Origin of the sequence: Acinetobacter sp. YH12249 (genome assembly GCF_013417475.1) — a bacterium.
In the GTDB taxonomy this organism is placed as follows: Bacteria; Pseudomonadota; Gammaproteobacteria; order Pseudomonadales; family Moraxellaceae; genus Acinetobacter.
The window spans coordinates 1-25,771 of the sequence record NZ_VPDX01000031.1; the positions used below are offsets into that span (position 1 = coordinate 1).

The window sequence follows — 25,771 nt, forward strand, 5'->3', positions numbered from 1 at the left end:
CCCGCTCGACTTGCATGTGTTAAGCCTGCCGCCAGCGTTCAATCTGAGCCATGATCAAACTCTTCAGTTAAAATCATTTCGAACTTTATAAGTAAAGTTCTTAAACTTGGCTCATCAATTTTCTGACAAATATTTCTCAAATAAACTTCGAGTAATTTCTACCATTCAATCAATGAAAATAATTTCGATCAATCAACCAGTAAAAATCCACACAAGTTGTTCTTCATAATCTCTTAATGATCTTTCTAACATCTCGTCAATGCCAGAAGCTGGACTTCGATAAACTCAACAACTCAACGCTTCGCGTTTCGTTCATTTCCGTCTATCTCGTCGGTATGAGCTCATTATAGGGCAATTTCCTACACAAGCAAGTGCTTTTAACGCACACCAATCATGACTGTTTCATTTTTATGCACCAAATTAGTTCATTTTCCTACCAATTGTTACATAAGTTCATAATATTCCAAAGAAAATATAAACAAAACATTTATGTTTTATTTTTCACTTACTTTTTCACGCTTGGTGCTTTAATGGTCACACTGTTGATTTTCACAGCTGTTTTCGGAACATCCTGATGCATGCCATAGTTCTGAGTAGGTACTTGAGCGATCTTATCGACTACTTCCATACCTTTTGTGACCCGCCCAAATACTGCATATCCAGCATTTCTTGGTGAACGATCCAGAAAACTGTTATCTACCAAGTTAATAAAGAACTGCGCTTTCGCCGAATTAGGGTCGTTGGTACGTGCCATGGCCAAAGTGCCACGTTTGTTTTGCAAACCATTATCTGATTCATTCTTGATTGAAGCTTTATTATTGGCTTTTTCCTGCATGTTGAGATCAAAGCCTCCGCCCTGAATCATGAAACCAGGAATGACCCGATGGAAAATGGTTCCTGTATAGAAGTTGCTTTTGACATATTCTTCAAAGTTTTTCACCGTAATCGGTGCTTTGTCATTAAAGAGTTCAATTTCGATATTACCGGATGAGGTCTTCATCTCGATCAGGGTATTGGCAGCAAAACTTGGCAAGCTAAATGCGATCAACGCGATAGCAGATAATGATTTTTTTAACATTTTTTAACTCATCTACTGATAAAGAAAGGTTGAGATTCACAACATATTAATCTTTCATGACTAATAATGCAGTGACCTGCCGACTAAAGACAAGAGAATAATAATGAGCCATGCATTACTACAGGAGAAAAGCGTCCATCAATTTCCGCCCTGGCATTTGCAGGGGGAGGGTTTTATTCTAAATTACTGGATTACCCCTCATTTCATTCGTGAATTTCAAAGTTTTCGGATTGCGCCATCTCCACTCGGCCGTGTCGTTCAGGTTCTATTAGTGCGCTATCATCATTCTCCTGTGGGTCCTTATGATGAATTGCTCATTATGGATCATCCTTTAATTAGCAGACGGCGTCTTTCGACTATTCCGAAAATTTATGTCTCTACTCATGAATCTATTGTGCATGGTCAGCACTTGTGGGGTATTCCTAAAGAATATGCAGAGTTTGACTGGCAAGAACAGGGACAGGAAACGATTTGCCGCATTACTTATCGTGAGCAAAGCATGACGCTTCGTCTTAAAAAACCTAAATCTCCTCGTTCTTTCTATTTAAATAGTCATCATCTTCCAAGCTCCATGCTAAAAATCCGGCAAACCTGGAAATCCCAACATTATCAGTTTAGCCCTCAATTTCGGGGTTATTTATCCAAGCTTATTCAGGCAGAGTGGCAAGATGCTCAGGATATATTCCCGGATTTTTCTAAGGCTAAATATTTACAAAGCTTCTATGTGCCTAAATTTAATCTAGTCTTTCCAGAAGCCAAGATCCATAAAAAATAAAAAAGGTGTTTCACGTGAAACACCTTAATTACATCTATTTCTGAATCAGATTTTTTTATCCAGGAATTTACGGAAGTTCTTGCTGAGTTCGATGACCTGTTTTTTTGAGCGTTTATGAATTGGGGTCAGATTGATAAAACCGTGTGCCTGATCCGTATATTCCTGATAGTACACTCGCACCCCATTCTCACGTAACTTCAGTGCATAGATTGAACCCTCATCATGCAACACATCATGACGGGCAGTAATCACATAGGCAGGTGGCAGATCCTTCAGTTCACCATAGGTCGGTGAAATCAGCGGATCGTCCAGTTCGACTTGATGTGTTTCAGCATATAGCTTGGTCACCAGATCAATATCCTGAGCTGAAAGTACCAGGCCCTGATTATAGGCATAAAAAGAAGGATGGCGGCTTTTAAAATCGACAGCCGGGTAAAGCAATAACTGTGCACGAGGTGCATAGATTTTATCGGCACTCCGCTGCGCAACTACTGCCGCCAGATTTCCACCCGCACTATCCCCGGCCACTACAATCTGGTTTTTATAGATTTTCAGCTGCTTGATGTTTTGGTGTACCCAAGCCAGAGTATCTTCACAAACCTGTACCATCTGCAAAGGACTGTATTCTGGCGTTAGCGGATAAGCCACGCTGAGTACCTGCACCTTGGCATGCACCGCCAATAAACGGCAAAACTCATCATGTGTATCCAAACCACCCACTATAAATGCACCACCATGATAGAAAATGACCATCGGCAATTTTTTCTGTGGTGCCGGATGATAATGTCGGGCAAAGATAGTGCCATTTTGCAATGGCAGACGCAGATCCTCGACTGCCTTGACCGGCGTCGGTTTCGCCTGAATAGCTTTCATGCGTTCATCAAACAGTTGACGTGATCGCACCGCATCTTCACTAATAAAACCGTGCTGTCCCTGTTTGATCTGAATCGCCATCAAGCATTTTATATAAGGATCCAAATCAGGATAGTCATAAGGATAATCCAATGCTTTTACCAGACGTTCTTGTGCAAAGCTCGGCAGGCAATCCAGCAAGCGTGCTGCAGTGCCCTGCCCCTTATCCATTACAAATTTTGTGACCGGATTATTCGCACCCATGAGTTTTCATCCTTTTCCCATAATTCTTCATTTTTTCTACATGATTAGGGTTTTAGTGACCATATTCTTATATAAGTCTTAATATCAATGTACATAGATCATCTGCCAAATACGCTAACCTGAATTTAATCAGATGTCATTGATAGTTTAAGTGAGATTTTTACAGCACTTTTGCGACTTTGATGTAGAAGTCTGTATACAAGGAGATAGCTTATGGCGATAAAAATAATAACGGTATCCTTAGCCACTGCATTTTTAGCTTTAGCCGTAGGCTGTGTGGCTTTTCCTGATGATGGTTATTATGACGGACGTTATGACCGTCGCGATCGAGGTTATGACTATCGTTATGATCAAGACCGCCGCTATGACCGGCAACGCTGGGAATATGAACAGCAACGTAAGAGGCTGGAACTGGAACGGCGCAAAAATATTCAGCAGCGTAACTGGGAACAGGAACGTCGTCGGCAAATAGAACTGGATCGTCGTAAAACTCAACTGGAACGACAACGTCTGGAACAGCAACGCAAGAATCTGAGTAACCAGCGTCAGAAACAGGCTCAGGCCGAACGTAAACGTCGCCAGCAGCTGGAACAACGTAAAAAAGTGGCAGAACAGCAGCGTAAACGGGTTCAGCAAAACCGCTCCAATAATCCACGCTGGAATGATCAGCGACGTAAACAGGAACAGCAGCGACCACGTAATCGTCGTGATTAGGCAGAATATAAATAAAAAAAGAGGCCCTGATTTAGATCAGGGCTTTTTTTATGGACTCGGTTTTATGGTTTTGATCTCATTCCAGTTATTTTCTTTGAATAGAAGAAATGTTTTTACTCAACACAGCCTTGATGAAGATGATCCCATTTTATAAGTCGAAAACCGTAGCAAATTTCAGGCAAAAAAAAGGCTTATCTAGAGAAAAGATAAGCCACGAAAACACATTTCTAAAAAAGAGAAGAAACTACAGCGATAGAATCTGAAATGAATAATATAGCGTTGCTCATTTTTTGTGTAATACTTTATTGCTTAGTTATTAATCGCTTTTATGTCTAAAAAATAATCTGGACAAAAAAAAGCCGGACCATGTGTGAGGGATCCGACTGGAAAAAACAGCTTAAAAAATAAGGCAACAGCAACCTGGTTCAGCTCTCTCCTCAGAACAAGGTCGCTGTTAATGACGCTATGATGCACCGGTCTTAAAAATATTTAAAACAGATAAAAATTATTATTTCTATCTAAAAATACGATGCTACATTTATGAAAGTCATTAAATCTAAATAAATCCTAAAATTAATCTGTACTTGTGCTTGAATTTTTTACCCCTGCCCCGATTTCTTTAAATAATTAAAAATTTCAATCATGGCAGTTCAGTATTAACGCAGTTAACTCTGACGCCCAAGGACTGTACATGTTTAAAAACCCATTTAAACGGAGTAAATCAATGGCAACTGAGCAGAACGAACAAGTTCAAGATCTTGAGCAAGAGCAAGCGACACAAGAGGTAGAGCAAACTCAAGCTGAACCTGAGCAAGTAGAAGTTACCGTTGAATCTTTACAAGAGCAGATTGCACAACTTGAAGGTGACTTAAAGTTAGAAAAAGCACGCACTGCCAATGCAGTTTACGAAGCACAAAAAAGTGTAGAACGTATTCAGCGTGAATCAGAAAAGCATAAAGACACTGTGCTGGAAAAGTTCTCTAAAGAGCTGCTAGATACAGTGGATAACCTGGAGCGCGCGATTGTTGCTGCAGGGGAAGAACAGGGCCCGTTACGTGAAGGCGTAGAACTGACCCTGAAAGCGTTGCTCAATACACTAGAGAAATTTGGTGTAGTCGCAGTTGATACCGCAAATGGTTTTAATGCTGAATTGCATCAGGCAGTCGGTATTGATCCAAATGCCAAATCTAATGAAATCGGTACAGTCTTGCAAAAAGGCTATGCCCTCAATGGTCGTTTATTACGTCCTGCAATGGTCATGGTTGGCGCTTAAGCTAAATAAATCGGGAGTTTGTGAAATTTTTTCTAAAAATTTACTTGAAAAAAATTGAACGGCTCTCATATCGGATAACAAGTGTAAATCACAAAAAAATTTTTGAGGAAACATCCAAATGGCTAAAATCATTGGTATTGACTTAGGTACTACAAACTCATGTGTTGCAGTACTTGAAGGCGACAAAGTTAAAGTTATCGAAAACGCTGAAGGCGCACGTACAACTCCATCTATTATTGCGTACAAAGATGGTGAGATCCTTGTTGGTCAATCAGCTAAACGCCAAGCGGTAACCAACCCTAAAAACACATTATTCGCGATCAAACGTCTGATCGGTCGTCGTTATGAAGACCAGGCAGTACAAAAAGATATCGGTCTGGTTCCTTACAAAATCCTGAAAGCTGACAATGGCGATGCTTGGGTTGAAGTAAACGACAAGAAACTTGCTCCACAACAGATCTCTGCAGAAGTTCTGAAAAAAATGAAGAAAACTGCAGAAGACTACCTGGGTGAAACAGTCACTGAAGCGGTGATTACTGTTCCTGCTTACTTCAATGATGCACAACGTCAAGCAACTAAGGATGCAGGTAAAATTGCAGGCCTAGAAGTTAAACGTATCATCAACGAACCAACTGCTGCGGCACTTGCGTTCGGTATGGACAAGAAAGAAGGCGACCGTAAAGTTGCGGTATACGACTTGGGTGGTGGTACATTCGACGTTTCAATCATTGAAATTGCTGACCTTGATGGCGACCAGCAAATCGAAGTGTTATCAACTAATGGTGATACCTTCCTTGGTGGGGAAGACTTCGATAACGCATTGATCGACTACTTGGTTGAAGAGTTCAAGAAAGAACAAAACGTGAACTTGAAAAACGATCCACTTGCGTTACAACGTCTGAAAGAAGCAGCTGAAAAAGCAAAAATCGAGCTTTCTTCTTCTAACGCAACTGAAATCAACCTTCCATACATCACTGCAGATGCGACTGGTCCTAAACACTTAGTGATCAATGTAACTCGTGCAAAACTTGAAGGTTTAGTTGCTGATCTTGTAGCTCGTACCATCGAGCCTTGTAAGATTGCGCTGAAAGATGCAGGTCTTTCAACTTCTGACATCTCTGACGTAATTTTGGTAGGTGGTCAGTCTCGTATGCCACTTGTACAACAAAAAGTACAAGAATTCTTCGGTCGCGAGCCACGTAAAGACGTGAACCCGGACGAAGCAGTCGCAATGGGTGCTGCGATCCAAGGTGCGGTATTGTCTGGTGACAAAACTGACGTACTTCTTCTTGACGTAACTCCACTAACTCTTGGTATTGAAACCATGGGTGGCGTGTTGACTCCAATCATTGAGAAAAACACGACGATTCCTGCGAAGAAATCTCAAGTGTTCTCAACTGCTGCGGACAACCAGCCTGCTGTAGACATTTCAGTTTACCAAGGTGAACGTAAAATGGCTCAACAAAACAAATTGTTGGGTAACTTCCAGTTAGGCGACATCCCACCTGCTCCACGTGGTGTGCCACAAATTGAAGTATCGTTCGACATCAACGCGGATGGTATCTTGAAAGTATCTGCGAAAGATAAGAGCACTGGTAAAGAGCAATCTATCCAGATCAAAGCAAACTCAGGTTTGTCTGATGCTGAAATCGAAGCAATGATCAAAGATGCTGAAGCAAATGCTGAAGAAGACCGTAAGTTCGAAGAGCTTGCAAAAGCACGTAACGAAGCGGATGCACTAGTTTCTTCTGCTCAAAAAGCAGTAAAAGATCTTGGCGAACAAGTGACTGCTGACGAAAAAACTGCAATCGAAACTGCGGTTTCTGAGTTAGAAGCGTCTACGAAAGAAAATGATGTCGAAGCAATCAAAGCGAAAATTGAAGCATTGCAAAACATTATTATGCCGATCACTCAACGTGCTTATGAAGCAGCTCAAGGCCAAGGCGGTGCACAAGGTTTCGATCCTAATGCATTCCAAGGCGGCGAAGGCCAAGCCCAAAAAGCAGATGACGGCGTAGTTGATGCTGAATTCACTGAAGTAAAAGATGACAAAAAATAATTTGTCACTTTGAGAAAAAGACCGCATTTTATGCGGTCTTTTTTTTGTTCAATACATAGGCAATAGAATCTTTTTTAATTAAACTATAATGAAATAAATAACTTAAAAATAAAAACGTATGCAGAATTTTGTTAAGCTTTTTCTTCTGGCTTCCGGGCTTGCGATCATGCTGCTCTACCCGATGGGCAATCTGCTTCTGATCTTACCGCCGAATGTGGTACTCGCGCCTTTTAATTACCTGCAAACCTTCGGAATTGAAGCTTCTTTTTCCTTGGGTTTCCTGATTGCTATCATTGTATTACTGATCCTGGCTGTACCTCAGCGTTACCCTTCCGGAAAAGGTTTTATCATTCTAGCTATTGGATTGCTGAGCTATATTATTTTCCAGATCTTTAAATCTGAAATCACGCTGTATGCCTTTAATCACCAAACCAGACATTCCTATAACCTGAAATATTTAATTGAATTTATGATCTTCTTATTGAATGGTATAGGCCTTGGTTTTATCTATCATTCCAATATGCCAAGACAGGTTGAACAGTGGAAAGGTAAAAAATCATAATCTGACCTGAACAGAACCATGCATAAGCACGGTTTTTTATTGCCACTTTTTATCGCTCTGACGCTAGGATTTTGCTGGTTTTTTAGCTACATTGAGCCAAACAATATTTAAAAAAACACTATGCGTCTTTTAAGCTTTCTGGGGATTGTCGTTTTCATTGTGTCATTGTTTTTGTATCTACAAACCAAGACCCATCCACAATTAAAATTTAATTCCCTGGCTGACCGTTTGACCCATCCTTTTGATACGCGCCTACGTTTCCGGATTGACCAAGTCGATCCCGGTTTTGGCTTGACCCGTGATGAGGTCATTCAATTAAGTCAGGAAGCGATTCAGATCTGGCATGAAGGAACCAATCGCGATGATCTGATGGTCTATGATGAGAATGCTCAGCTGGCCATTCAACTGATTTATGATCAACGCCAACAGGACTATGAAGCCTTTAAAAAGGTTGAAAAAAAGTTACTTGCCGATGAAGCCAGATATCAGCGTGAAGTCAGCAATCTGCAAGTTTCACAGAAAAATCTGGAAGATCAGCAGCAACGACTGATCCAGCAAAAAAGTCAGCTTGAGTTTGAATTTCAAACCTTATTGCAACGCCGTCAACAAGCCAGCTCATCTGCCGAGCGTGAACAGCTTCAGTATGAGATGGAAATGCTCAAGCCTAAACTGGAAAGTTTTAAGCGCGAATATGCCTATCTTCAGGAACAGCTATCTTCATTTAATCAGCAAGTTTCTGTTCATCAAAACAGTGTGCAAAGTCATCAGCGAAATATCCAGCAGGCCCAGCAGCGTTTTCCCCCACGCCAGTTTCATAAGGGTATTTTTATGGGAGATAAGATCCAGATTTACCAGTTTGATGCCAAAGATGATTTACGTTTAACTTTGGCACATGAGCTGGGCCATGCCTTGGGTCTCTATCATCATAATGATCCGGAAGCCTTAATGTATCCTGTATTGGGTGAACAGAATCTGCAAGATTTCAAACTACGTCCGGCAGACAAGACCCTATTGTATACCCGATAACATTCAGGTTTTAATTCCCTATATTATTTATGTGTTTAGGCTAGTAAAAATACAACTTGGTTTCATTTCATGTTATTGTGAAGAACAGTAGGACGTCTTAGGCCAACTTTCTTGGAGATTCATGTGAGTTACTACCATATTTTAATTGAAGTAAATGACCACATTAGTACGATTGATGAAACCCGTGATATCGAGATCTTTGATATCGAGGATATTCAACCTTATCTTCATTCAATTTTGCTGCCTTATTTCAATGAACAGCTGATCGAGCTGGATGATGAAAATCTTGAATTTAAGGATATTTTGCATCTGCAAGTGAAACAGACTTTGTTACCGATCAATGACTTGATTGAGGAAGAACAGCGTCTGTTGCCGAGTGATACGGACATTACCATTACAGCCTACGAGATATTTAATAACCGCGAACTGAGTCAGGATGTCACTACAGTGATTTTTGACCTGCTTGAAGCGGTCAAACTGGAAAGCTAAGCTTTCTTCAGATATAAAAAAGTCCTCATATGAGGACTTTTTTATTCAACTTGATAGGTATTAGATCGAGAATGAAGATCCACAACCACAGGTCGTGGTCGCATTCGGGTTTTGTACCACAAAACGTGAACCTTCCAGACCTTCAACATAGTCAACCACTGAACCGACCAGATATTGATAGCTCAGAGAATCGACCAGCATTTTGACATCGCCATTGACGAATTCTGCATCATCTTCATTTTGGCTTTCCGCAAAGTTAAAGCCATAAGAGAAACCTGAACAACCGCCACCGGTGACATACACACGGAGCATTAAGTCTTGGTTACCTTCACTGTCACGCAACTGGCGTACTTTATTTGCGGCATTGTCGGTGAGCACAAGCGCTTGAGCATTCATGGCGGATTCCTCTGTTGAATGGAATGTCTTTAAAAAGAAAAGACCATATTTCAAGTATAACACACTCAATATATGGTCAGTCTGTACAGATTAAAAGTCAAATCAGAGTAATTTTATCAGGATTGTTTATAGTTCTCATCCTGTAATGCACATTCGAAGTTTTTCGGATTTTGCTTGCAGCGGAATTGCCAGAGTAACTTCATCATGCGTTTATCATAAATACCCCGTTTGGTCAGATCAATCCGCGAATCACGCATCAGCTTTTGGTAACCCGGCTTATCTGCTTCAGGAATATCCATCCAGTATTTAGATGGAATATCTGCCTTCATTTTACCCAAAATTCCAAAAGCACGTGGTAACTGGCTTTTCACCCATTCACGTGATTTTTGTCCATATCCTGCCGGGAATTTATCTGGACGAATAATAATATTACCGGTGACCTGCAATACCGGATAATTCACAATAGCACCCTTGCTACCCAAACCTTTATGCAGTTCTAGCGGTTTAAATACAGCAGCCGGCGCGCCAATAATATCGACCTGACCATTGTTAAATTTAGAGCCAAAGTTGGTCACATCGGCGCTGACTGCCTGTGCACCCACTTGTTGAACCATGATTTTTTGTGCTTCGTCATAGTCAAGTACAGCAATTTTTTTACCTGCTGCTTTTGCAACAGTATTAATACTCCGGTCATTGACCATCAGGAAGGCATCGCCTACCGGAATTACCCCTGCGACTTCATACTTGCCTTGAACCATGAGCTTGGCAAAGGTCGGACTCGCCAGGCCTTGCATAACTTTTACCGCCAGGTTCAGATCAGGAATTGCGCCGATCGCATCGAGTGAACCGGTAAAACGGTTAAACTGACGGCCACGCATACCGGTAACACTGATCCCGTCACATTTACCGGCTTTAAAATCTTCTGCGACGACAGCTTCATTGGTATTTACCCTAAGCTCGATATCAGCACCCCAGTTTTTTGCAGCCAACTGATAGTCTTTCATTACGGCATAGACGTCACCATTTTTGCCGACCAGATCGAATACACATACCACCTGTTTAGCCTGCGTCAGACCTGAAACTGCCGTGAGTGCTGCACCTACAGCCAGGGCTTTCCATCCTCTCTGCATCATTTTGCTTTCCTTGATTGCCTTGTTTTTGTTATCTGCTTTAAGTGCTACATGTTATTGTTTTTTATACTAAACATGAAAACATTATTTTTAATCAGCTTAACTGCTTTGCTGTGATCTGCAATGGCAGATCTGACTTTGTTTAATATAAAAAAAGCTTAGATAAATCTAAGCTTTTTTCCTTAAAAATCAAATTATTCGCCAGAAAGTGAACATTCAAAGTTGGCCTTATCGACAGAGCAACGTGCACGTTTCAATACCGACATCATGCTGGCATCATAGATTCCACGCTTGGTCATATCCATACGTCCTTCACGTAATAACTTCTGGTACTTGGTTTTGTCTTCCGCGCTCAGATTAAGCTTATATTTCGCTGGAATACCAGCTTCCAGACGATTAATCATCGCCATGCTCTTAGGCAGGTTTTTAATGAACCAGTCACGAGACTTCTGACCAAAACCAGCCGGGAATTTTTCCGGACGAATCACAAAGTCAGAGGTAACATGCAGTACCGGGAAGTTAAACATCGCACCACTATTGCCCAAACCTTTATAGATTTCGAGTGGCTTGTACGCATACGCCGGTGCGCCCACCATATCGACTTGGCCATTATTAAACTTGGCCACGAAGTTGGATACATCAGACACTACGGCCTGAGCACCTACACGTTGAACCATGATTTTTTGCGCATCATCATAGCCAAGAACAGCAAACTTCTTGCCTGCCGCTTTTTCAATGGAGTTAATGTTTTTGTCACGTACAAAGATAAAAGCTGAACCTAATGGCGCAATCCCGGCCACCTCATATTTTTTACCGCCCATGGTCGTAACCATTTTAGCGGCATTACGCTTATCCAAAGCGAAGCTAATCGCACGCTGTGCAATGGCATTACTTGGAGCACCACCTAAGGCATCGATTGAACCGGCAAACTTGTTATATTGACGGGCACGCATGGCGGTCATGAATACGCCATCACATTTGCCAGCCTTAAAGTCATTGTCAGCGACGGCTTCATCCTGACGAGCGATCAGATTAATATCTGCGCCCCAGCCTTTTGCTGCCAGTGCCCATTCCTGAGCCATCTGGAAAGACTCGCCAGATTTACCAAGTAGGTCAAACACACAGATATCGACCTTTTCTGCATGTGCCACACCTGCAAAACCAAATGCAGAAAATGCAGCCAATGATAAGAGTGTTTTTTTCATTTTAGTTATCCTTTGAAATCTTGTTGTTAGCTGAGTGTCCGTACACGCGTCAAATATTAAGCAAATTTATTTCAAAAAAATAGAGCATTTACTCCAGATAAAAGCGGCTTTTTGGCCTATAAAGATAAATCAGTTTTTCTTGATTTCTTTTATCTTATTTTTTTATAAATATATCAGCATCTTAATATTTTAGCTTAGCTACTTTGAATTACATTTCATTCGCTGTAGTTACAAAGATATACATGATTTTAAAACTATTCACCACTGATTGAGCATTCGAAATTAGTTCTTTCTACAGTACAACGTGCCCGTTTTAATACTGTCATCATGCCAGCGTCATAGATGCCCTGTTTGGTTAAATCCATGCGTCCTTCACGCAGAATTTTTTGATAACTGACCTGTTCCTCACGACTCAGGTTCAGTATATATTTACGCGGGATTTCTGCTTCCATTCGTTTCACCATCGCGAAGCTACGGGGTAACTGCTTAACAAACCATTGTCGGGAATTGGCTGCAAACTGTTCCGGAAATTTATCCGGTCGAATAATCAGATCTGCTGTGACATTGACCACCGGAAAGTTAATCATGGCTCCTTTCTGCCCCAGTCCTTTAGTCACTTCGAGAGGTTTAAAGGCATAAGCGGGCGCTGCCACAATATCTACTTCACCCTGATTAAATTTACGGATGAAATTGGAAATTTCCGAATTCACCGGTACGGCTTCTACCCGGTTCACCATAATGGTTTGGGCATAGTCATAATGCAGCACAGCAAACTTCTTGCCCTTAATATGTTCTAGCTTGTTCATATTACGATCACGGACAAAGATATAAGCAGGACCAATCTGGCCAATACCGGCCACTTCAAATTTTTCCTTGCCAATCTGAGTGGTCATGCGCTTGGTATTACGCTTATCCAGCACATAACTCACCGCTTTCATGGCAATGTCATTATTAGGAACGCCGCCAATGGCATCAATGGAGCCTGCAAATTTGTTATAAGCTCGCGCGCGCATGGAGGTCATATAGAAGCCATCGCATTTTCCGGCTTTGGCATCCTGATCGACTTTGGCTTCATCCTGATAAGCAATCAATTGAACCGTAGCCCCCCACTGCTTGCTGGCTAATGCCCATTCTTCCAGCAGTTTGAAGGATTCACCCGATTTTCCCAGTAAATCAAATACACAGACATTGACTGGGGCAGCATGTGCACTCGAAGCCCATAGGCCCAGTGCAGATAAAATTAAAAATCCTTTTTTCATTTTTATTCTACTCAATATTATTATGAGCCTTGATGGCTCTATCTTTCGGTTTTTAAACAAAATAGAGTATTTACTCAAAACATAGTTCATCATATATGAATCTATAAATTTTTAAAGCCTGAACAGGATAAACTGCAACGAAGATTTTTTGTTTTCTCCCGGCTTTCCATTAGAATAGCGGCATTCTCTTTTGCCCTTGTTAGTAAGTTCAATGATTCAGTTAGACCAAGTTTCGTTACGCCGTGGTGGGCGAGTGTTATTTCAAAAAGCCTCCATGCAGCTTCATCCCGGCTGGAAAATTGGTTTAACCGGCGTGAATGGTGCAGGAAAATCCACCCTGTTTGCGGCTCTTTTAGGTGAGCTCAGTGCAGATGAGGGCTCGCTAACCCGTCCATCCGTTTGGACTGTGGCGCATATGGCTCAGGAAATTAAAGCGCTAGATATGCCGGCCATTGATTTTGTTCTGTCAGGCGATGAAGAGTATTGGGATATACAGGCCAAACTGGCACATCCGGAACAACTATCCGATGCTGAACTGGCACAGTTACATGGCCGTTTCGACGAGATTCATGGCTATTCTGCTCCATCTAAAGCAGCTCAGTTGATGGCCGGTCTGGGCTTTATGGATCATCAGATTCGCCTGGATGTTTCCAGCTTTTCAGGCGGTTGGCGGATGCGTCTGAATCTGGCCCGTACCCTGATGAGCCGTTCAGACCTGCTATTACTCGATGAACCGACCAACCACTTGGATCTGGATGCGATTTTGTGGCTCGAAGACTGGTTAAAGGCGTATGAAGGCACTTTAGTGCTAATTTCGCATGACCGTGATTTTCTGGATGCCGTGACGGATCATATTCTGCATATCGAAAATCAGGAACTCACCCTCTATACCGGTAATTATTCAACTTTTGAAGTGACCCGTAGCGAGCGTCTGGCGCAACAGCAACAGGCCTTTGAGAAACAGCAGGAAGCCCGAGCACATTTACAAAAATTTATTGACCGTTTCAAAGCCAAAGCAACTAAAGCACGTCAGGCCCAAAGCCGGATCAAAATGCTGGAGCGTATGCAGGATCTCGCCCCTGCTCATGTAGATACGCCTTTTACCTTCAGTTTCCGTGAACCGACCAAAATGAGTTCACCACTTCTGGCCTTGGAACAGGCGGAAATTGGTTATGGCGATAAATCGATTGCCAGCAAAATTAACCTGCAAATCACCCCAAATTCTCGCATTGGTTTACTGGGAATGAATGGTGCGGGTAAATCAACCCTGATCAAAACCTTAGTCGGAGATTTGCCTTTATTAAATGGTCAACGTAAAGCCTCAGAATTACTCAATATTGGTTATTTTGCCCAGCACCAGATGGATGCTTTGGACGCTAATGCCAGCCCAATGCTACAACTGGCGCGCATCGCCGATCCAAAAATCAGTGAAGCTTCTTTACGTTCTTTCCTCGGCAGTTTCGGTTTTAGCGGTGAGCGCATGGATACCCCATGTGAGAGTTTCTCTGGGGGTGAACGTGCCCGTTTAGCTTTGGCTTTAATTGTTTGGCAGCGTCCAAATGTACTGATTCTTGATGAACCGACTAACCATCTGGACCTGGATATGCGCCATGCCCTGACTATGGCTTTGCAGGATTTTGAAGGTGCGGTGGTACTCGTTTCGCATGAACGTCAATTGATTGCGACAGTATGTGATGAATTGCTGTTAGTACATGCCGGACGTTGTACCGAATTTGAGGGTGATTTGCAGGACTATGCCAAATGGTTACGTGAAGCGCGTCAACAGCAGATCAATGCACAGAATGCCTTAACCAAAGCACAGGTAGTAGAAACAGAAGCTAAACCTGTGGTGGTAGCCAAAGTAGATAAGGAAGCACAGCGCAAACTGGCCGCTCAGCGTCGTGAGCAGACTCGTCCGATTCGCAAGAATATCGAAAAATGCGAAGCGCAAATTGACAAGTTACAACCGCGTCTGGCAGAAATTGAAGAATTGCTGGCAGATAGCGCTTTATATGAAGCTGCACGTAAAGATGACTTGCTGAAACTTATGAACGAGCAAACTGAGCTGAAACAGAAACTGGAAACTGCCGAAGAGCAAATGCTAGAACTGATGATGGAGCTAGAAAGTTTGGAGCAATCTTTTCAGGAAGGTTAAGTTTTAAACCTTGATTCAAATCTTAGAGATTAGCTGCAACTGGAGCTAATCTCTTTTTTATACTTTTTATATATTGCTCTCTCCATCTTTTCCCTGATTTTTTTATCGAAACCGTTTTTTGACATATTTTGTAGTGAATTACGCAAATCCTATATAAGTTTATTTTTTAAACACTCGGATGTCTTATTTCATACATTAATTTACAGCGATTTCTTGGCCCATAAGGCTCTAATAAAAGTGTTTTTTATTTTTGGCAGCCTTGATACGAGTCTGTTTAATGTTGAACTAGAGAGAGGAAATCCGCATGCGTGCTCTTACCTATCATGGTGCTCGGGATGTACGAGTTGAATCCGTTCCAGATCCAGTGATTCAGGAACCAGATGACGTCATTTTAAGGGTGACAGCGACTGCCATCTGTGGCTCAGATCTGCATCTATACCGGGGTAAAATCCCGGCCACTGAAGATGGCGATATTTTCGGCCATGAATTTATGGGAATTGTAGAAGAAGTCGGCCCTGAAGTCACAGAAGTCAAAAAAGGCGACCGGGTAATTATTCCTTTCGTGATTGCATGTGGTCACTGTTTTTTCTGTGAACATGAACTGATGGCTGCCTGTGAAAATACCAATACTGGCCGTGGTGCAATTATCAATAAAAAACAGATTCCACCAGGTGCCGCTCTATTTGGTTATAGTCATTTGTATGGCGGTGTACCAGGCGGACAGGCTGAATATGTCCGTGTACCTAAAGGTAATGTAGGCCCATTTAAAGTACCGGGATCATTACCGGATGAAAAAGTCCTGTTCCTGACCGATATCTTGCCTACTGCATGGCAGGCTGTAACCAATGCCCAGGTCACTCGCGGCTCCAGTGTTGCGATTTATGGTGCTGGTCCAGTTGGTTTACTGTCGGCTGCCTGCGCACGTATGCTGGGTGCCGAACAAATCTTTATGGTCGATCACCACCCTTACCGCCTGCGTTTCGCCCATCAAACTTATGGTGCAATTCCAGTGAATTTTGATGAAGTCGATGCAGCTGAATATATTATTCAGAATACTGCCGGTCATCGTGGTGTTGATGCTGTCATTGATGCGATTGGTTTCGAGGCCAAAGGCAGTCTGCTTGAAACTGTGATGACAAATCTAAAAATTGAAGGTTCGAGCGGCTTTGCCCTACGTCAATGTATCGCCGCAGTACGCCGTGGTGGTGTGGTGAGTGTGCCAGGTGTATATGCTGGTCCAATTCATGGCTTCCTGTTTGGTGATGCCTTCGATAAAGGACTGACCTTTAAAATGGGTCAAACGCATGTACATAAATTCCTGCCACAATTACTTGAATATGTAGAAAATGGCCAGCTGTCTCCAGAAGTGATTATCACCCATCGCATGAAACTGGAAGAAGCTGCTGAAGGCTATCGTATTTTCGATAAACGTGAAGAAGACTGCCGCAAGATTATTCTGACCCCATAAATACAATCGTTAAAAAAATAGAAAGCGCCGTTAGGCGCTTTTTTTATTTTTGATCACCATTTTATAAACCGTATTTTTTTCTATTTTCAGTTTCTAAAAGCTCAGATCTATTGCCTGTTTATCAAATGAACTGGCACTAGGTCACGTGATGATCCAGCTTAAAGAAACTAAGCTATAGAAGTAAAAGTTAGAAAAATCTATAAGCCTATGATTCAGTAATAAAAAATTGAAAGTTCACTTGATTATTAAATTAATTGTGTAGTTTCACTACAGTGAAGATTTTTATAATTAAAATATGTTCCACGCTGATTGTTAATTAAATCTACAATATCAATATAAATCATTAATTTTTAAGTTATTTATATAATTTACCATTAAAAACAGATAAAAACTCACCTGAACTGGTTGCCGTTAAAGAACATAGAAGATATGGCTCCAACTAGTCTTTTAAATTCAAAAACCCATTTTAAATTTAAAAACACTTATCCACAAGATAGAGAAATTAGATTTAAATTTAAATTTAAAAAATTAAGAGATAAGAAAGACAATATAACTTGTGGATAAATACTATCTTATTCACATAAAAAAATATGGATAACTTTGCAGTTATCCACACGATTTATCAGGGTTTAATCAAGACTTAAAACAACACTATTCAAATATTTTTAGAAAATTTCGAAGTAACTTAATAAATCATTGGAACTTTAGGATTTCAAAAATCTAAGTTCTAGAATTTTCCATTCATCCTCTAGCTTCCAGATCTCCTGAAGACGCTGTTTATTATTTTCCAGTCCAATCAAGATCCGGCATTCGGTCTGATCTTCATTGTACTCGTATTCTTCATATTCTATATCTGGCTTCAACGGTTTCCATACGCCATTTTGTACCGCATGAGCAATCCGGTCATAACGCAGATAACTACTTTCTACGCGACCTTCCTGTTCAAAAACCACCTGAAAGTCCTGATGTTCATAGTGGCGCAGCACATCATAGTCGCCACTGTAGAATGCATTTGCCCAGATCTCACGTATTTCTTCAAGCTGGCTATCCATGGATAAACCTATTTATAAATAAGACTTGATTCTACTGAACCAGGCTTTTTTGAAACCTAATATCAGCGGATCATTGGTCTAAAAACTGCTTAGATTAAAATTATTCTAAACAGTTCATCCGGCATTAATAGAAAATTTACGTAAAAAAAGCGCCTTAAAAGGCGCTTTTTCGTTTCGATTTATTCCAATGGATCAGGTATCAATATCAGCATTCAAGGCATTTTCTTCAATGAAGGCACGACGCGGTTCCACATCATCCCCCATCAAACAAGAGAACATGCGGTCTGCTTCAATTGCATCCTGCACCGTCACTTGTAGCATGTTACGGTTTTCCGGATCCATCGTAGTTTCCCACAACTGGTCCGCGTTCATCTCACCCAGACCTTTATAACGCTGGATCATCATGCCGCGGCGAGAGTCTTGCAGAATGTGCTGCCAAACCTGATGGAAACTGCTGACCTGAATCTTGCGCTCACCTTTCTGTAAATAAGCACCCTCTTCAAGCAGCGTGAACCAGCTTTTCGAATTTTTCAGTAAACGTGCATATTCACTTGAGCTGAGCAGGCTAGCATCTAGCAGGTAATGATGCGGCAGGTTATGCACATAAATTGTAATCCGTGGTAACCAGCTTTCTACGATCTGGCCATCAACATCTTTTTCAAAACGTTCCAGACTCAATTCAGGACGTAAACTTGGCTGGATTTTTTCAATCGCTGCACGCAGGTCTTCACCCCAGGTTTCCACATACGCTTTATCTTCCAGCTGATCCAGCTTGAATGCTTCGAGTGAAATCAACGCATCCAGCAAGCTTGCAGGATAACGTACAGTTAAACGTGCCAGACTCTTTTGTGAAGTTTGATAATCGGTAATCACATTGGCTAGAGCTTCCCCACGAATCGCAGGGGCATCAGCACTGATATGCAGTTCCAGCTCATCAATCGCATTAGAAATCAGGTAAGTTTCCAGTGCATCATTGTCCTTGATGTACTGTTCCTGTTTGCCTTTTTTCAGCTTGTACAGCGGCGGCTGTGCAATATAGATATGACCGCGTTCCACTAGTTCCGGCATTTGACGGAAGAAGAAAGTAAGCAGCAATGTACGAATGTGTGAACCATCCACGTCAGCATCGGTCATGATGATGATTTTGTGATAACGCAGCTTGTCCGGGTTATATTCTTCACGACCAATACCACAGCCGAGTGCCGTAATCAGCGTACCCACTTCTGCAGAAGAAATCATACGGTCAAAACGGGCACGTTCCACGTTCAGGATCTTACCTTTTAGCGGCAGAATTGCCTGCATCTTACGGTTACGGCCCTGTTTTGCAGAACCGCCCGCAGAGTCACCTTCGACCAGGTACAGTTCAGATAAAGCTGGATCTTTCTCTTGACAATCCGCCAGTTTACCTGGAAGACCGGCGATATCCAGCGCGCTCTTACGACGGGTCATTTCACGGGCTTTACGCGCCGCATCACGGGCACGCGCTGCGTCAATGATCTTGCCTGCAATTGATTTAGCCGCCTGTGGATTCTCTAACAGATATTCAGAGAATGCCTTGTTCATGGCCTGCTCAACGGCAGATTTCACTTCACTCGATACCAGTTTTTCTTTGGTTTGTGAAGAGAATTTCGGATCAGGCACTTTTACTGACACAATGGCAGTCAGACCTTCACGCGCATCATCACCTGAAACCACAACTTTTTCTTTTTTCAGGATATTTTCACTGTCCATGTAGTTATTTAAACCACGGGTCAGTGCTGCACGGAAACCGGCTAAGTGAGTACCACCATCCTTTTGCGGGATGTTGTTGGTAAAGCAGCGTACATTTTCCTGATAAGAATCATTCCATTGCAGTGCAACTTCTACACCAATGCCATTTTCCGCCTGAGTGGTGAAATGGAAAATGTCATTCAGGTGGGTTTTACCTTGGTTAATGTACTTAACAAACTCAGCCAAACCGCCTTCATAGTCAAAAATGTATTCGGCATTGATACGTTCGTCACGTAATACGATTCGTACACCTGCATTCAGGAAGGACAGTTCACGTAAACGACGTGCCAGAATATCGACATTAAAAATGGTCTGGCTAAAGGTTTCAGCACTTGGCCAGAAACGCACGCGAGTACCGGTCTTATCGGTCTCACCTACTACTTTTAACGGGAATTGTGGGTCACCATGACGGTATTCCTGTTCATGGATTTTACCGGCACGATGAATAGTTAATTCCAGTTTTTCTGACAACGCATTTACTACGGATACACCTACACCGTGCAGACCGCCAGAAACTTTATAGCTGTTATCATCAAACTTACCGCCAGCATGCAGAATGGTTAGAATCACTTCTGCAGCAGACACGCCTTCTTCAGGGTGAATGTCGGTCGGAATACCACGGCCATTGTCTGATACTGAAACTGATTCATCTTCATGAATAGTCACTAAAATTTCATCACAGTGACCTGCCAGCGCCTCATCAATCGAGTTATCTACGACCTCGAAGACCATGTGGTGTAAGCCGGTACCATCGTCTGTATCACCAATGTACATGCCTGGACGCTTACGTACTGCGTCTAAACCACGTAATACCTTGATGCTAGAGGAATCATAAGCTTTTTCAGTGGTTTGTTCTGTTTGAGAAGCAGCTTGATCTTCTGAACTCATGGTTTCTCCCTAGTGAAATATAGGTTTATCCAAAGATAGGTAAAAATTTAAAAACTATTGCACAACAACTTGAACTGTACCGTTTTCAACATTGAATAACTGATATGAGATAGACAGATCATGTAGGTGCTTTTGTACTGATTCATGGTCTAAAGTGGTAATAAAAACTTGACTACCAAGCTGGCTCAATCGCTCAATTAAACGTTGTTGTGCGGTTAAATCTAATTCTGCTGTCACATCATCTAATAATACCACAGTTTCCTTATTACAAGAATGCAGCATTGCGATTTGCGACAGTTTAAGTGCCATCATTAAAAGCTTTTTTTGTCCACGGGACAGGATCACATCAGCATCCCCCAAAGGGGTCTTGATACGCAAATCTGCGCGATGTGGACCATATTCGGTATAGCGTCGTTCCACATCTTTATCATGATGATTAGTCAGGTCATTCAGCAGGCCGTTTTCGCTGTGAAAGCCAGGGCTGTATTCCAGAGAAATCTCCAGATCAGGCAGTAGATGCTTGAGATCATCCTCAAAAAATGGCTTCCACTGTTCCACGATGCCGACACGCTGGGAGTGCAAAATCTCGCCATACTCACTCAGCATCCGGTTCCACGGTTCCAGATCAGACAAACTTAGAAAACGTTTGGATTTAAGCAGGCTGTTCCGCTGTTTTAAGGCTCGTGAATAATATTGCCAGGCATGATAAAACTCTGGTTCCACGTGGAACATTAACCAGTCCAATAACTGACGACGTGGTTTGGCGCCATGATCGATAATATCGGTACTTTGTGGATCAAGCAGTTGTAAGGGCAACATTTTAGCAAGCTGGCCTTGAGTCGCAATCGCATCGCCATTGACCTTAATCAGCTGTTCCCCGCTGGCCATTTTTTGCATGCCGACTTTTTCAGTTTCCGATTGGGCGAACACAATCGCATCCGAGGCGCCATGCTGAATGTAATTTTTCGGGATATGGGTACGAAAGGAACGTCCTGTGGCCAGTAAATGAATAGCTTCCAGTACTGAAGTCTTGCCTGAACCATTCTGGCCATAAAAAACATTAAACGGTTGCAATCCCTGGAGTGCAACCGTTTTTAAATTTCGTACACGTTCAATATGAAGACGCGTAATATGCATAGCGTTGGCTTAGCTCAGCTGTCGCTTAGACACGCATTGGCATCACGACATAAGTCTGATCGGTATGAGATGGATCCTGAACCAGCACAGACTGATTCGCTTCAGTCATGGTCATCGATACATCTTCACCGTCCAGTACCCCTAGCACTTCAATCAGGTATTGCGCATTGAATGACATTTCCAGTGGTGCATCTGCATACTGGATGGCCAGATCTTCAATCGCCTCATCCTGTTCCGGGTTATTGGCACGAAGTTGTAATGAACCGGCATTAAAGTTCAGGAATACGCCACGTAGTTTTTCATTACTCAAAATAGCCACGCGTTGTAAAGATTGCTTAAACACGTCATGCGCAATAATCACATTCTTGTCGCCACCACGTGGAATCACACGGCGGTAGTCCGGGAATTTACCGTCAATCAGTTTCGTAGTGAAACGAACTGTGATATCGGTCTGTTCTTTATCACGGCTGGCCATGCGAATGGTCACATTCAATAATTCACGACCAATCAGCAGAGAAAGCTGCTCATCTTCAACGCTTAATAAACGTTGCAATTCAGCGACTGCCTTACGTGGAACAATGGCTTGAATCGGTTGAGTTGCTGTCGATTGTGCTGCTGTTTCACACAGTGCCAAGCGGTGACCATCTGTCGTTACCGCACGAAGCTGATTGGCGTCAATTTCAAGTAAAGTACCGGTCAGGTAGAAACGCACATCCTGCACTGCCATTGCGAAAGCCGTTTTTTCAAACAGACGCTTTAATTCGCGCTGAGTCACAGTCACTTGCGTGCCTTGAGTATTTTCAGTATTCAGTAATGGATAGTCATCCGCAGGCAAAGTACCGAGCACAAAACGACTATTTCCAGATTTCAAGATACAACGCTGGTCATCAGTAATTTGCAGGTCGATCAGGGCTGCCGATGGCAAAGATTTACAGATATCAATCAGCTTACGTGCTGGAACAGTGGTTTCACCGGCTTGCAGACATGCACCTTCAGCCAATTGTGTGCTGGCAACCAGTTCCACTTCCAGATCCGAACCAGTGACGGTCAAAGCTTCAGCAGTCACCTGGATTTTCAGGTTTGAAAGAATATTTAAGGTATGGCGACGTTCAACCGCTCCTACGACATGTGAGAGAACATTCAGTAAGCTTTCTTTCGCGATTTTTAAACGCACGGTACATTCCTCTAAAGCTGAAGATTAATAAGATAAAAGTTGAATTTTTAGCAGTTAACTATGCGGCAAAACAGGCCGCATAGCAAGAACAGAATTTGAGCGTTTTAGGTCAACTCTGCAACAGGCGTTGCAGGTTTTTATAGTCCTCATTGAAGATCGGATCTTCTTCACGCAAGCTTTGCACTTTTTCGCAGGCATGCATGACTGTACTGTGATCTCGACCACCAAAAGCCATACCAATTTCCGGGAAACTGTCTCCAGTCAGTTCACGTGCCAGACCCATTGCAAGCTGACGTGGACGGGCATAAATACGGGTACGTTTTGGACCTACCAGCTCTTTAAGCGGAATGCGAAAATACTCACTCACTACACGCTGGATATTTTCAGTACTGATGGTACGGGCACGAATTGCGAGGACATCTTTCAAAGACTCACGTACCACATCCAGATCAATCGGCGTTCCTTTAAAACGCGAGATCGCTACCACTTTATTTAGCGCACCTTCAAGTTCACGTACGTTCGCCACTACTTGTTGGGCGATAAATAGCGCACAGTTACGTGGTAAATCTACACCGGTGTTCTCGGCTTTTTTCAGCAAGATTTCAATGCGAGTTTCAATATCGGGTGGTTCCACACCCACAGAAAGTCCCCAGGAAAAACGTGAAACCAGACGTGGATCCAGTTCTGTCAATTCTTTAGGGTAACGATCCGAGGTCAGGATAATTTGCTTCGATTCATCCAGCAACGCGTTAAAGGTATAGAAAAACTCAACCAGACTGGCTTCTTTACCTGCGAGCAAATGAATATCATCGACTAGCAAAAGATCCAGTGAACGGCAGTTTTTCTTAAACTCTTCAACCTTGCCCTGTTGTAGGGAACTGACAAAATCCTGCACAAAGCTTTCTGCAGTCATATACATCACGCGGGCATTGGGTTTTGCCTGTAATAATGCATTTCCAACGGCCTGCATCAAGTGGGTTTTACCCAGACCAGTCGGACCATATAAAAATAGCGGGTTATGCTGTGAAGCCCCAAGTTGGGTTAACACCTTACGGCAGGTTTCAGCCGCCATCTGGTTAGAACGGCCTTCAACAAATAACGAGAAGGTAAATAAAGGGTTCAGCTGACGTTTACGGCTATTTTTGCCTGAATCTTCTTTTTCTTTCTTAGGACGCGGCGCTGGCGCAACCACAGGCGCAGATTCCAAAGCCGCTGTTGTCGTCGCTGGCTGTTCACTGGCAGATAAAATTGCACCTGGACGCGAATCCACCAGAATTTCAACTTTACGTACGCGACCTTCAGACAGCTGTTCGGCCAAAATTGAAATCAGTTCCAGATGATGCTCTTGAATGTAGCGCGTCCAATACGGATTAGGTGCATAAAGACGCAGGGTATCGTCCAGCTCTTCCGCAACCAACGGGCGAATCCACATTGTAAAGACATTTCCAGAGAGCTCTTGTCGCAAGCGATTTAAGCAGTCTGTCCAAAGCATGTGAATCCCCTATTCATTCCATTGTTAATCAAAAAGGCTGACCGCGACCAAAGCGGGTCGCCATTCTAACCAAGTTATCCACATCTGTCATGGCAATTTCCACAGATTTTGCGCAAAAAGCAGTCATGGTGGATAAATTTAAATTTAAAAAGCTGGTGTGGATAAGTTTATCCGCAAGCTGTGGATAAAATATAACACAAAGTTATCCACAAAGTATAAAATTAATAAAAACAGTTTTATCCACAAACTAAGTTTTTGTTTATTTAATACAAAATTAGCTTTTCCACAGAAAAAGCCCACCCTAATAGTAATAAATTTAAATTTATAAATTTGAATTTATTTATAAGATTCGATTCTTTTGTGGATAACTGAGAAAAGTTTAAATTTAAATTCAAAACTCAGGAGTTAAATTTAGATTTCACATAAGTTGTGGATAACTATGTTGATATAAGTGTTAATAACTTATATTTAATTTTAAAACAAATAGTTATATTGTGGTTAACTTATATATAGGTATTTGAATACAATTTTTTTAATCCCTATTTACAATTTTGATTTCAGTCTTATTTGAAAAGAAAGTGGCTTTTGCATTGACAGCTCAAGCAATGAGCACTAAAATCGCGGACCTTTATAGAAAGATCATTTTTGGAGTTTCAATATGAAACGTACATTCCAACCATCTGAATTAAAGCGTAAACGCGTTCATGGTTTCCGTGCTCGTATGGCTACTAAAGCTGGTCGTCAAGTTCTAGCTCGCCGTCGTGCAAAAGGTCGTCACAGCTTAACTGTTTAATCAGTTAGGCTTTGCCGATTTTGGGTGTTATGACTACACTTTATAGTTTTGGTACAGAGCTTCGTTTACGCTGTGCTGCAGATTATAAAGGAGTCTTTGATGGTGCGCTTTTTAAAGTGCATCAACCCCATTTCCTTTTTCTTGCAAAACATTCCGAACTGCCAAACAGCCGTTTGGGTTTAGTTGTTGCCAAGAAAAAAGTGCGCCGTGCGCACGAACGAAATCGAGTAAAACGACTTGCTCGCGAAAGTTTTCGCCTGCATCAACAGCAACTAGATGATTTGGATATTGTGGTTATGCCTAAAGTAGGTATAGAAGCAGTGCCGAACGCAGAGTTGCATCAGCAATTACAATTTGCCTGGCAGAAACTCAACCGTCTTGCCAAAAAGCATTCCAAAATAGCATCATCCTCCCCACAAAAGTAGAGATGGCCAATGGTACGTTTACTGCATTGGTTAATACGTTTCTATCAGATTGCGATTAGTCCTTTATTGGGACCACGCTGTCGTTATATTCCAACATGTTCTCAATATTCCTTGGAAGCAGTCCATACACATGGAGCTGTACGTGGTGTGTGGCTGGCTACTAAGCGTATTTGCCGTTGTCATCCGTGGGGTGGCTCTGGATATGATCCGGTTCCCCCGAAAGCGATTCGTTTTATTTCATTTCAGCAAATAGATTCTCAAACGCTTCACGTTGCTGTACCCTTTCGTGATCGTTTATTGAACCAAAATCACTCTAACCACTTGGGGTAATACAT

At 42.2% G+C, this 25,771-nt stretch carries 23 protein-coding genes and 1 rRNA gene; 12 read left to right on the top strand and 12 right to left on the bottom strand.

The genetic code is table 11. The features are described from left to right. A 16S ribosomal RNA gene (locus tag FTV25_RS15990) occupies positions 1–70 on the bottom strand; the annotation flags it as partial. A 435-nt stretch (positions 71–505) separates the two neighbouring features. Continuing rightward, positions 506–1,078, bottom strand: coding sequence for a peptidylprolyl isomerase (locus tag FTV25_RS13610; protein ID WP_104426782.1), 573 nt, complete (start codon positions 1,076–1,078; stop codon positions 506–508). 103 nt (positions 1,079–1,181) lie between these two features. On the opposite strand from FTV25_RS13610, the gene FTV25_RS13615 reads away from it, so the two are divergent. Then, a complete protein-coding gene (locus tag FTV25_RS13615; RefSeq protein WP_166138648.1) occupies positions 1,182–1,853 on the top strand; it encodes an acetoacetate decarboxylase family protein in 672 nt (223 codons plus the stop codon). A gap of 45 nt (positions 1,854–1,898) precedes the next feature. Here FTV25_RS13615 and FTV25_RS13620 read toward each other — a convergent pair whose 3' ends face one another. Beyond that, a complete protein-coding gene (locus FTV25_RS13620) occupies positions 1,899–2,969 on the bottom strand; it encodes an alpha/beta hydrolase (RefSeq protein WP_180004185.1) in 1,071 nt (356 codons plus the stop codon). Between the two features lie 213 nt (positions 2,970–3,182). On the opposite strand from FTV25_RS13620, the gene FTV25_RS13625 reads away from it, so the two are divergent. The 6 genes from FTV25_RS13625 to FTV25_RS13650 all read left to right on the top strand — a co-directional run bounded on the left by FTV25_RS13625 (position 3,183) and on the right by FTV25_RS13650 (position 9,092). Beyond that, positions 3,183–3,683, top strand: coding sequence for a hypothetical protein (locus FTV25_RS13625; protein WP_159124276.1), 501 nt, complete (start codon positions 3,183–3,185; stop codon positions 3,681–3,683). A gap of 724 nt (positions 3,684–4,407) precedes the next feature. Beyond that, on the top strand, positions 4,408–4,956 hold the full coding sequence (gene grpE, locus FTV25_RS13630) for a nucleotide exchange factor GrpE (protein ID WP_180004189.1): 549 nt from the start codon (positions 4,408–4,410) through the stop codon (positions 4,954–4,956). A 118-nt stretch (positions 4,957–5,074) separates the two neighbouring features. After that, the gene (gene dnaK, locus FTV25_RS13635; RefSeq protein ID WP_180004183.1) at positions 5,075–7,015 is read left to right on the top strand and encodes a molecular chaperone DnaK; all 1,941 of its coding nucleotides are present in this window, start codon (positions 5,075–5,077) and stop codon (positions 7,013–7,015) included. A gap of 166 nt (positions 7,016–7,181) precedes the next feature. Beyond that, positions 7,182–7,577, top strand: coding sequence for a hypothetical protein (locus tag FTV25_RS13640; RefSeq protein WP_257218537.1), 396 nt, complete (start codon positions 7,182–7,184; stop codon positions 7,575–7,577). Positions 7,578–7,697: 120 nt separating this feature from the next. Continuing rightward, positions 7,698–8,603, top strand: a complete 906-nt coding sequence (locus FTV25_RS13645) for a matrixin family metalloprotease (protein WP_034171331.1) — start codon at positions 7,698–7,700, stop codon at positions 8,601–8,603. Positions 8,604–8,714: 111 nt separating this feature from the next. Then, positions 8,715–9,092, top strand: coding sequence for a hypothetical protein (locus FTV25_RS13650; RefSeq protein ID WP_162835342.1), 378 nt, complete (start codon positions 8,715–8,717; stop codon positions 9,090–9,092). A gap of 60 nt (positions 9,093–9,152) precedes the next feature. Here the strand turns inward: FTV25_RS13650 and erpA are convergent, their stop codons facing one another. The 4 genes from erpA to FTV25_RS13670 all read right to left on the bottom strand — a co-directional run bounded on the left by erpA (position 9,153) and on the right by FTV25_RS13670 (position 13,082). Then, positions 9,153–9,488, bottom strand: coding sequence for an iron-sulfur cluster insertion protein ErpA (erpA, locus tag FTV25_RS13655; protein ID WP_004780362.1), 336 nt, complete (start codon positions 9,486–9,488; stop codon positions 9,153–9,155). 116 nt (positions 9,489–9,604) lie between these two features. Continuing rightward, complete coding sequence (locus tag FTV25_RS13660; RefSeq protein WP_166139095.1) at positions 9,605–10,618, bottom strand: putative solute-binding protein; 1,014 nt, start codon at positions 10,616–10,618, stop codon at positions 9,605–9,607. Between the two features lie 194 nt (positions 10,619–10,812). Continuing rightward, a complete protein-coding gene (locus FTV25_RS13665; RefSeq protein ID WP_004780360.1) occupies positions 10,813–11,823 on the bottom strand; it encodes a putative solute-binding protein in 1,011 nt (336 codons plus the stop codon). A 254-nt stretch (positions 11,824–12,077) separates the two neighbouring features. Continuing rightward, entirely contained in the window at positions 12,078–13,082 is a 1,005-nt protein-coding gene (locus FTV25_RS13670; RefSeq protein ID WP_180004174.1) for a putative solute-binding protein, read from the bottom strand. A 211-nt stretch (positions 13,083–13,293) separates the two neighbouring features. Here FTV25_RS13670 and FTV25_RS13675 point away from each other — a divergent pair, with 211 nt between their 5' ends. After that, positions 13,294–15,237 carry an ATP-binding cassette domain-containing protein gene (locus tag FTV25_RS13675; RefSeq protein WP_180004173.1) on the top strand — a complete coding sequence of 648 codons (1,944 nt, stop codon included), beginning with the start codon at positions 13,294–13,296 and terminating at the stop codon, positions 15,235–15,237. A gap of 304 nt (positions 15,238–15,541) precedes the next feature. Next, positions 15,542–16,705 carry a zinc-dependent alcohol dehydrogenase gene (locus FTV25_RS13680; protein ID WP_159124281.1) on the top strand — a complete coding sequence of 388 codons (1,164 nt, stop codon included), beginning with the start codon at positions 15,542–15,544 and terminating at the stop codon, positions 16,703–16,705. Between the two features lie 704 nt (positions 16,706–17,409). Here FTV25_RS13680 and FTV25_RS13685 read toward each other — a convergent pair. From FTV25_RS13685 to dnaA, 5 genes are all read right to left on the bottom strand, one after another. After that, entirely contained in the window at positions 17,410–17,757 is a 348-nt protein-coding gene (locus FTV25_RS13685; RefSeq protein ID WP_180004171.1) for a hypothetical protein, read from the bottom strand. 192 nt (positions 17,758–17,949) lie between these two features. After that, complete coding sequence (gyrB, locus tag FTV25_RS13690) at positions 17,950–20,415, bottom strand: DNA topoisomerase (ATP-hydrolyzing) subunit B (protein WP_166139278.1); 2,466 nt, start codon at positions 20,413–20,415, stop codon at positions 17,950–17,952. 54 nt (positions 20,416–20,469) lie between these two features. After that, positions 20,470–21,552: a DNA replication/repair protein RecF gene (gene recF / locus FTV25_RS13695; protein ID WP_180004169.1), complete on the bottom strand. Its 1,083-nt coding sequence runs from the start codon at positions 21,550–21,552 to the stop codon at positions 20,470–20,472. A 25-nt stretch (positions 21,553–21,577) separates the two neighbouring features. Further along, positions 21,578–22,726 (bottom strand): DNA polymerase III subunit beta, encoded by a 1,149-nt coding sequence (gene dnaN / locus FTV25_RS13700; RefSeq protein WP_159124285.1) that lies wholly within the window; start codon positions 22,724–22,726, stop codon positions 21,578–21,580. A 109-nt stretch (positions 22,727–22,835) separates the two neighbouring features. Further along, positions 22,836–24,218 (bottom strand): chromosomal replication initiator protein DnaA, encoded by a 1,383-nt coding sequence (dnaA, locus tag FTV25_RS13705; protein WP_004780349.1) that lies wholly within the window; start codon positions 24,216–24,218, stop codon positions 22,836–22,838. A 658-nt stretch (positions 24,219–24,876) separates the two neighbouring features. Between dnaA and rpmH the strand changes: the two genes are divergently transcribed. Genes rpmH through yidD form a run of 3 tightly spaced genes read left to right on the top strand, consistent with a single transcriptional unit; the run spans position 24,877 to position 25,766 of the window. Beyond that, positions 24,877–25,011, top strand: coding sequence for a 50S ribosomal protein L34 (rpmH, locus tag FTV25_RS13710; RefSeq protein WP_000831329.1), 135 nt, complete (start codon positions 24,877–24,879; stop codon positions 25,009–25,011). Between the two features lie 29 nt (positions 25,012–25,040). Further along, entirely contained in the window at positions 25,041–25,436 is a 396-nt protein-coding gene (gene rnpA, locus FTV25_RS13715) for a ribonuclease P protein component (RefSeq protein ID WP_034706193.1), read from the top strand. Between the two features lie 9 nt (positions 25,437–25,445). Then, on the top strand, positions 25,446–25,766 hold the full coding sequence (gene yidD / locus FTV25_RS13720) for a membrane protein insertion efficiency factor YidD (RefSeq protein ID WP_005233127.1): 321 nt from the start codon (positions 25,446–25,448) through the stop codon (positions 25,764–25,766). Positions 25,767–25,771 lie beyond the last annotated feature (5 nt).